5 protein-coding genes and 1 pseudogene are annotated in these 8028 nt (G+C 73.8%); 1 reads left to right on the top strand and 5 read right to left on the bottom strand.

Annotated elements, in window-relative coordinates; translation table 11 throughout:
* From ABH925_RS28045 to ABH925_RS28030, 4 genes and pseudogenes are all read right to left on the bottom strand, one after another.
* Window positions 1-236 (bottom strand): annotated as a pseudogene (locus ABH925_RS28045) (hypothetical protein); the annotation flags it as partial.
* Between the two features lie 224 nt (window positions 237-460).
* Window positions 461-1411, bottom strand: coding sequence for an SIS domain-containing protein (locus tag ABH925_RS28040; protein ID WP_370152105.1), 951 nt, complete (start codon window positions 1409-1411; stop codon window positions 461-463).
* 138 nt (window positions 1412-1549) lie between these two features.
* Window positions 1550-2383 carry a ketose-bisphosphate aldolase gene (locus ABH925_RS28035; protein WP_370152102.1) on the bottom strand — a complete coding sequence of 278 codons (834 nt, stop codon included), beginning with the start codon at window positions 2381-2383 and terminating at the stop codon, window positions 1550-1552.
* Window positions 2384-2392: 9 nt separating this feature from the next.
* Window positions 2393-3328, bottom strand: a complete 936-nt coding sequence (locus tag ABH925_RS28030; protein ID WP_370152100.1) for a 1-phosphofructokinase family hexose kinase — start codon at window positions 3326-3328, stop codon at window positions 2393-2395.
* A 322-nt stretch (window positions 3329-3650) separates the two neighbouring features.
* On the opposite strand from ABH925_RS28030, the gene ABH925_RS28025 reads away from it, so the two are divergent.
* Window positions 3651-4535 (top strand): alkaline phosphatase family protein, encoded by an 885-nt coding sequence (locus ABH925_RS28025; RefSeq protein ID WP_370152098.1) that lies wholly within the window; start codon window positions 3651-3653, stop codon window positions 4533-4535.
* Window positions 4536-4954: 419 nt separating this feature from the next.
* Here ABH925_RS28025 and ABH925_RS28020 read toward each other — a convergent pair whose 3' ends face one another.
* Window positions 4955-7780 (bottom strand): BTAD domain-containing putative transcriptional regulator, encoded by a 2826-nt coding sequence (locus ABH925_RS28020; protein WP_370152095.1) that lies wholly within the window; start codon window positions 7778-7780, stop codon window positions 4955-4957.
* Window positions 7781-8028: the final 248 nt, after the last annotated feature.

Below are 8028 nucleotides of genomic sequence, written 5' to 3'. Positions count from 1 at the left end.
TGCACCTGCACCGTGATACCCGGATGCGCCGCATGGAACGCGTCCGCGATCCCCTGCCAATACGTCTGCGACGAGTTCGCCGTCCCCGCCGTCCCGTAATCCGGAGCCAACAACTTGATCGTCGTGGAACCACCACCGGAGCTGGACGCGGAACTGCCGGAGGACGAGCCGCAGGCCGACAGGGTGAGCGCAGTGCTGAGGCCGAGAACGGCCGCGATGATGACGTGTCGACGCATGGGGGTACTGACCGCCTTAGACACGCGGGCCTCGGAGGGGGACCCGACGGGGGGACTCGGCGCAGACCAGGTAAGTCTGCTCGAAATTGCTTGAGTATCACAGTGATAGAGCAGATATGAGCATTGAAGCTGCTCGAAGTATGCTCGTGGTGAGCGGACGCGTCCAGGCCACGTTATGGAACCGTTGCGACTTGCCGCGCTCCGGCGGCTCGGTGCTCCAGGACTCAGTGCTCCAGGACGACGGACCGGGTCAGGTTGCGCGGGCGGTCCGGGTCGTAGCCGCGCGCCTCGGCGATGGCGACCGCCAGCCGCTGAGCCCGGATCAGGTCGGCGAGCGGGTCCAGGTCCTCGGCGGCGTCCTGCGAGTCGGCCACGAGGGTGCCGCCGACCTTGGCGATGTCGCCCGACAGACCCTCGGGCAGCGCGCCGAACATCCAGGCGACGCGCCCGGGGCCGGTGATGGCGATCGGGCCGTGCCGGTACTCCATGGCCGGGTACGCCTCGGTCCAGGCGCCGGCGGCCTCACGCATCTTCAGGCCGGCTTCCAGCGCCAGCCCGTACGTCCAGTCGGTGCCGAGGAAGGTGAACTGCTCGGCGCCGAGCACCTCGGCGGCCAGCGGGACGGCGATGGCGCGCTCGGCGTCCCGCGCCGCTTCGGCGACGGTGCGCAGACCGGCCGGGCGGGCGTCCTCCAGTTCCAGGTGGGCGCGGAGCAACGCCAGCGCGGTGGTGGCGAATCGTGTCTGCACCACCGACTCCTCGTCGGCGAAGTCGAGGACCGACACCGCGTCGGCAATCCCCATCACGGGCGTGGCCGGGTCCGCGGTGATGGCGCCGGTCGGCACCGTGCCGCGCGCCCTGCCGAGCACCTCCAGCACCTCGGTCGTGGTGCCCGAGCGCGAGATCGCCAGGATCCGGTCGTACCGGCGCCGGTGCGGGAACTGCGAGGCGGGGAAGGCGTCGGTCTCGCCGTGGCCGCCGCTCTCGCGCAGCGCCGCGTAGGCCTGGGCCATGAACCAGGAGGTGCCGCAGCCCACGACGGCCACCCGCTCGCCTCTGCGCGGCAGGGCGGCGGTGTGGGCGGGGAGGGTCTCGGCCGCCCGCCTCCAGCAGGCGGGCTGGGACGCGATCTCGACGGTGGTGCGGGAGCTTCGGTCGGATGTGGCAGCGGACACGCGGTGACTCCTTGGAAAGGGGGTGGGCTTGATCGGCGATGTGTCGAGTGCGGTCGTGGATCGGCAGTACGCAATGCGTATGCCCGGATCCGAGCGCTTCCGTGCAGGACGGCTGGTGTCGCTGGTCTGGGCGGCGCCCTAGCGGGCCAGCAGCCGCAGCAGGCGGGAGACCTCGGTCGCGACCGCGGTACGGGCGGGGCCGAGGTACTTGCGGGTGTCGACCAGCTGCTGGTCCACCGTCAGCTGCGCGCGCACCGCGGCGGTGAACGCGGTGTTCAGGTGTGTGGCGATGTTGATTTTGGTCATCCCGGCGTCGACCGCGCGGGCGAGGTCGGCGTCGCTGACACCCGAGGAGCCGTGCAGGACCAGGGGGACGGGCACGGTCCCGCGCAGGGCGGTGATCAGCGCGAAGTCGAGTACCGCGTCGCGGGTCAGCATGGCGTGCGAGGAACCCACGGCGACGGCCAGCGCGTCCACGCCGGTGCTGTCCACGAACCGGACGGCCTCGGCCGGTTCGGTGCGCGCCCCCGGGGCGTGCACGCCGTCCTTGCCGCCCACCTCGCCGAGTTCGGCCTCGACCCACACCCCGGCCGCGTGGCAGTGCCGCACCACCGCTGCCGTGGCCTTCACGTTGTCGGCGTAGTCGAGCGTGGACGCGTCGAACATGACGGAGGAGAAGCCGAGCCCGACGCACTCGTGGACCAGGTCGGCCGAGGTGGCGTGGTCCAGGTGGACCGCGACCGGCACGCTCGCGGCCCGGGCCAGGGCGAGGACCGCCGCGCCGATCGGCGCGACACTGCCGTGGTAGCGGACCGCGTTCTCGCTGATCTGCAGGATCACCGGAGCACCGGCGTCCTCGGCACCGGCGACGATGCCCTCGGCGTGTTCGAGCTGGATGACGTTGAACGCGCCGACGCCGCGGCCGGCTGCCGACGCGGGCGCCACGACGGCGCCCGTTCCTGTCAGGGGCATGGTTGTCCTTTAGGGAGCGGAGGGGACGGGACGGATGGAGCGGAGCGACACCAGCGGTAGCAGGCGCTCGTAGGCCGCGCTGTCGAACTCGCCGGCCAGCGGTGCCGGCACCGCGGCCGCCGACAGGGCCACGGCCTGGCACAGGCGGTCCGGCCACGGCGTTCCCGCGACCAGACCCGCGGTGAGCGCGGCCACGGCCGCGTCGCCGGCGCCGGTGGGGTTGCCCGCGATCCGCTCCGGGGGGCGTGCCTGCCAGGTGCCCTCCGCGGTGCAGGCGAGCAGACCGGCCGGGCCCAGCGAGGCGACCACCGCCTGCGCGCCGGCGGCGCGCAGCGCGCGGGCTCCGGCGAGCGGGTCCGCGGTGCCGGAGGCCTGCTCCAGTTCCCGGGCGTTGGGCTTGACCAGTGTCGGCCTGGCGGCCAGCGCGCTGCGCAGCGCGTCGCCGTCCGCGTCCAGCACCGCCGGGATGCCGTGGATCCGGGCGAGGCGGATCAGTACGGCGTACGCGTTGCGGGGGATTCCGGGTGGCAGGCTGCCGGAGAGGACCACGGCGGAGGCCTGCGGGACCAGACCCCCGTACAGCCTGAGGAAGCTCTTCCACTCCGTGCCGGAGACGGCGGGGCCGGGTTCGAGGAAGATCGTGGTGTCGCCCTCGGCCTGCTCCACGACGGCGATGGTGCGGCGGGTCTCCGCCCCGATGGGCAGCAACTGCTCGCGTAGTCCCGACGCCCGCAGATCCTCGCGCAGGGCTTCGCCGTTGCGGCCGCCGGCCAGGCCGGTGACCACGGTCTCGTGCCCGAGAGCGCTGAGCACGCGGGAAACGTTGACGCCTTTGCCGCCCGCCCGTTGGGCCACCGCCTCCACGCGGTTGCTGCCCCGCTGGTGGATGCGGTCCAGCCGGTAGGTCACGTCGACCGCGGCGTTGAGGGTGACGGTGAGGATCACGGCCCTCCTCCTTCCTGGCTGATGTGCGCTGGCTGATGTGCGCTGGCTGATGTGCGCGAGGCGTTCATCAAAACTGACTGAACCTGCGCTATTCATAGCTCATAAGAGCAGTAATGCGCAATCATGAGAGACGGTGCCGAGGGCGCGGCGGTTGGTACGCGCCGCGGCGGTGGGGCGAACAGCCGGTTGCCGGAGTGCGAACAGTTGTTCCGGGTTGCCAGTGGTCACCGGGCCGAGGGCGGGCACCCGGGATCGGCGGGTGGGGTGGGCGGTTAGTCTGCCCTGCAGCATTTCCCCAGCCCCCGACTGATCGGAGCCCCCTGTGTCGTCCAGCCTCTGGCCCGCCGGCCCCCGCCGTGTCCTGGTGGTCGGCATCGACGGAGTCCGCCTGGACCTGCTGCCCGAGCTGGCGACCCCGCACCTGGACGCGGTGGCGGCGGCCGGGTTCCTGGCGCCGGTCGAGGTGGACGAGGCCACCCCGACCATGTCGGGGCCGTGCTGGGCGACCATCGTGACCGGGGTGACCGTGGCCAAGCACGGCGTCTACGGCAACCACTTCGGCGGCAACCGGCTCGACGTGTTCCCGGACTTCACCACCCGGCTGGCCGAGGTGCACCGGCGCCGCACCTTCGCGGTGGGCGGATGGGAGCCGCTCTTCCTGGCCCGTCAGGGCGGGCCGCTCTTCGCGGCGCCGGGCCGGCTCTCCTACATAGCCCCGCTGGCGGACACCCCCGAGGAGTGGGAGGTCTGCGACGAGCGGGCCACCGCCGAGGCGGTCACCGTACTCACCGGGGACGACGACCCGCAGGCGACCTTCGTCTACCTCGGCGCGGTGGACGAGACCGCGCACTTCCTGGGCTGCGGCGAGGAGTACCGGCGCTCGATCGAGACCGCCGACGCCCGGCTGGGCCGGCTGCTGGAGGCGCTGCGCTCGCGGCCGGGCTACGCCGACGAGGAGTGGACGGTGATCGTGGTGACCGACCACGGCCATGTCGACCGGGGCGGGCACGGCGGGCGCACCCCGGTGGAACGGACCGCCTGGGTCGCCGCCTGCGGGCCCGGCCTGGAGCCGGGCGCAGCGGTGGCTGAGGTGCGTCACGTCGACGTGGCCGCGCACGTCTACGCGGCGCTGGAGATCGTCCCCGATCCGCACTGGACCCTGGACGGGCGGCCGTTCACCCCGGCGGGGGTGCTCGTCGCCCCGTAGTGCCCGCCGCTCCTCATGCCGGGCCGGCGGTTGCAGGGAGGAGTGTAGGCGGAGTGTAAGCGGGGCCGGGCAGTATGAAGTCATCCTGATCGCGCCGGCACGGGGGCGGTCACCGTGGACGATTTCACGGTGACCGGTCCGGCGCGATCGGGCTGTGCACCATCGTCCGACAACCGGCCTCGCTCCCCGGTTCCGGACGGCGGAAGGGGTCGCGGCCGTACCCGCGTCCCCACCGCAGGTGCCACGCCGGCAGCTCCCGCTCCGCCGGGCGGGCGGCTGAGGGCGTTTCCGGCAGCCCTGCCGGCAACTGCCGGGTCCGGCCGGCAGGCGTTCGGCCCGTCCGGCGGCGGGTCAGTGCGCTCGGGAGGCCAGTGCGTCAGGGGGAGTCCGCCCGGGGGAGTCCGCCAGGGGCCGGTGCGTCAGTTCGGACGGGGCTTGGGGGAGTCGGCGAGGCGCGCGCCCACATCGACGGCACGGGGGTGGCCGAGTTCGGTGAGGATGGCGTGCGCGTCCCGCCAGTGACGTACGGCGGGCGCCGCCTCGCCCCTGGCGGCGTGGATCTGCCCGAGCACGTCGAGGGCGATGGCCTCGTCGACCCGGTTCCCCGCCTCCTGGTTGGTCGTGTGCCCCTCCGCCGCGAGTTCCGCCGCCTCGTCGAACCGGCCCAGCGCGCACAGGGTGTCGGCGACGTTGGCCATCGCCCTGCCGAGGGTGAACCGGTCAGCCGTCTCCCGGTTGATCGCGAGCGCCTCCCGGTGGTGGCCGAGGGCGGTGGTGAGGTTTCCCAGCTGCTTGTGCGCCTCACCGAGGTTCATCAGCGACACCGCCTCGGCGGCCCGAACGCCGAGCCCGCGGAAGATCTCCAGTGCCCGTTCCAGCATCGGGACCGCCTCCGCCGGCCGGCCCATCTCGATCTGCACATAGCCGAGGTTGATCAGGCAGGAGCCCTCTCCGCGCAGATCCCCCAGCCGGCCGCGGATCTCCAGGGCCTGGAACAGGCAGCCCGACGCCTCGGTCAGCCTGCCTGCCGCCTGGTAGGCGCTGGACAGGGTGTTGAGCACCCAGGCCGTCGCCTCCAGGTCACCGGTCGCCCGTGCCCCGTCCAGCGCGATCTCGTTGCAGACGATCCGGTCCTGGTGCTGGCTGCGCAGGTTGAACAGGTCCCACATGGTGATCGGCAGCTTCCAGGCGATCTCGTGCCGCCCGGCGCGCGCGGCCTGCGCCACCGCCGCCACCAGGTTCGCCCGTTCGCTCTCGCACCAGGCGAGCGCACGGTCGAAGTCGGCGAACTCCAGGGCAGGCCGGTCCGCCTCCGGCGGGTCGAGGACGACATGCCGACGGTTGGGGTTGAGCACCCGGGACGCGGCCGCGCTGGTGTGCAGGTACCAGCCGAGCATCCGGCCCGTCGCCGCGTCCCGTTCCTGCTGCGGCTCCTCGGCCTGGGCACACTCGGCCGCGTAGACGCGCAGCAGGTCGTGCAGCCGGTAGTGGCCGTTCTCGCGCGGCTGCAGCAGGTGGACGCCGACCAGGGCGTCCAGCAACTGCTCGGTGGCCGCGACGGGCAGTGCGAGCAGCGCGGCCGCGGCGGGGACGCCGATCGAGGGCCCGTCGCACAGGCCCAGCAGCCGGAAGGCCCGGGCCTGATCCGCGGGCAGGTCCCGGTAGCTGACCGCGAAGCAGGCGCGCACCGCCCGGTCCTCGACCGTCAGCTCGCTGAGCCGGTACCGCTCGTCGCCCAGCCGCTCGGCCAGGTCCTTGACGGTCCAGCCCGGCCGGGCGATGAGGCGCGCGGCGGCGATCCGGATCGCCAGCGGCAGCCCGGCGCAGACCCCGAGCACCGCCTCGACGGCCTCCGGCTCCGCGTCGGCCAGGTCGCTGCCGACGATGCGGGTGAACAGCGCGAGCGCCTCGTCCTGCTCCAGGACGTCCAGGGTGAGCCGGCAGGCTCCGTCGAGCCCGGGCAGCGAGCTGCGGCTGGTGATCAGCACCGAGCAGCCCCCCGAGCCGGGCAGCAGCGGCCGCACCTGGGCCGCGTCCCTGACGTTGTCCAGCAGGACCAGGACGCGGCGGCCGGCCAGCGTGCTCCGGTACAGCGCTCCGCGTTCCTCGGGGTCCGCCGGGATCCGGTCGGGGGGCACGCCCAGGCCGCGCAGGAACCGGGCCAGCACGTCGTCGGGATCCGCCGGCGCCCCGCCGACCCCGTGCAGGTCGATCTGGAGCTGGCCGTCCGGGAAGTAGTGCAGCATCCGGTGGGCGACGTGCACCGCCAGCGACGTCTTGCCCATGCCGCCCGCTCCGTCGATCGCCGAGAGCACCACCGGCCCGCCGACCGGCTCCGTGGCGGCCTTGGCCAGCAGCGCCTCCAGCCGCTCCACCGCAGCCGTCCGGCCGGTGAAGTCCGGGAGATCGGCCAGTAGTTGGGCCGGGCGGAGCCGGTCCCCGGCAGCCGCCGGGGCCGCGTCGCGGGCTGCCGCCGGGCTCGGCGGTGCGCTCCAGGCCAGCCCGGGATCGTCGGCGAGGACGGCCTGGTGCAGCTCGCGCAGTTCCGCGCCGGGCTCGATTCCCAGCCGTCCCACCAGCAGGCGGCGCCCGGTCTGGAAGGCGTCGAGGGCCTCGGCCCGCCGCCCGCTGCGGTAGAGGGCGAGCATGAGCTGGCAGCGGAACTGCTCGCGTAGCGGCTCGTCCTCGACCATGCGGGCCAGCTCGCCGACCAGCCGACCGTGCCGTCCCAGCGCGAGATCGGCTTCGATCCGGCCGGTCAGCGCGTCGAAGCGCTGCTCCCGGAGGGCCGGGACGGTCTCCAGCGCCAGCGGCTCGCCCGCCACGTCGTCGAGCGGCTGTCCGCGCCAGCACTCCAGGGCCCGCCGCAGCAGGTCCGCGGCGGCCGGCCAGTCCTGGGCCCGGTGCGCGGCGGAGCCGCGTTGGTGCAGGGTGGCGAAGCGGTGCAGGTCCAGCTCGCCGGGGCGGACCGCGAAGCGGTAGCCGGCGCCGACCCGGGTGATGCGCTCGGCTCCGACGGGGCCCAGGCACTTGCGCAGCCGGGTGACCGTCACCTGGAGTGCCTGGCGCGGCTGACGTGGTGGCTGGCTCCCCCAGAGGTACCAGGCGAGCGAGTCACCGGAGACCGCCGTGTCGGCGTGGACCAGCAGCGCCGCGAGCAGGGTCCTCGCTCCGCCCTCGGGCACGCGCAGCGGCTCGCCCTCGTCGTCCCTGACCTCCAGGGGACCGAGCAGCCGGAAGTCCACACCCCACCCCCCGTGTCACAGCCGGGCCCACCTGGCACTGCGTTCGCTGTAGCGGCAGTGTAGGCACAGGCCGACGGGATTGACACGTTTGGATCAAGGAGTGGAGGCCCACGCCGGGCAGCCGACCGGGGACGCGGCCCGCCGGGCAGGTCCGGGGTCGCTGGGCCCGGACACGACCCGACGAGGACGGTGGCGGCGCGCGGCGGCACCCCGTGACCGCCGCGCGCCGGGCTTGGGGAGCGTCCCGG

It is taken from the genome of Streptacidiphilus sp. EB129 (assembly GCF_041262645.1).
GTDB lineage: Bacteria > Actinomycetota > Actinomycetes > Streptomycetales > Streptomycetaceae > Streptacidiphilus.
This window is presented reverse-complemented; position numbering and strand designations above follow the sequence as displayed.